The sequence below is a fragment of the Kitasatospora sp. MBT66 genome, from assembly GCF_000710405.2.
Lineage (GTDB): Bacteria > Actinomycetota > Actinomycetes > Streptomycetales > Streptomycetaceae > Kitasatospora > Kitasatospora purpeofusca.
Genome location: NZ_JAIY01000006.1, coordinates 334,923 through 335,422 on the forward strand (window position 1 = coordinate 334,923; position 500 = coordinate 335,422).

General features: G+C 69.0%; 1 protein-coding gene. It reads left to right on the forward strand.

All coding sequences use genetic code 11. The features are described from left to right. Positions 1-58: 58 nt before the first annotated feature. On the forward strand, positions 59-500 hold a 442-nt coding region (locus BI06_RS14030; RefSeq protein ID WP_043468387.1), incomplete at its 3' end, for an Lrp/AsnC family transcriptional regulator.

Consider the following 500-nt stretch of genomic DNA (forward strand, 5'->3'; position numbering starts at 1 on the left):
AGGGGTATCCACCGGTTCAGGGGTTGTTCTGCCGTGGAATCACCGGCAATCTGGGCTCATGACCGAGATTCTTGACGCGACGGACTGGGCGATCCTGGCCGAGCTCCAGGAGGACGGGCGGATCGCGTTCGCCGAGCTGGCGCGGCGGGTGAACCTGAGTGCGTCGGCCACGACGGAGCGGGTGCGACGGCTGGAGACGGCGGGGGTGATAACCGGCTACCGGGCCGAGGTGAACCTGGAGCGGACCGGGTACCCGGTGATGGCGGTCGTCCGGTTGAAGTACCCCGGGCCGGCGGCACGGCACGAGCCGCTGCGACGGCTGCTGGAGGAGCGCTCGGAGATCCTGGAGTGCCTGCGCACCACCGGGGACGACTGCTATTCGCTGAAGATCGCGACCACCTCGATGGGGCATCTCGAGGAGATCGTCGACGAGCTGGCGCAGTTCGGGAGCACGACGACGAACCTGGTCCTGAGCCGCCCCCTGGCCTTCCGCGGCCCGG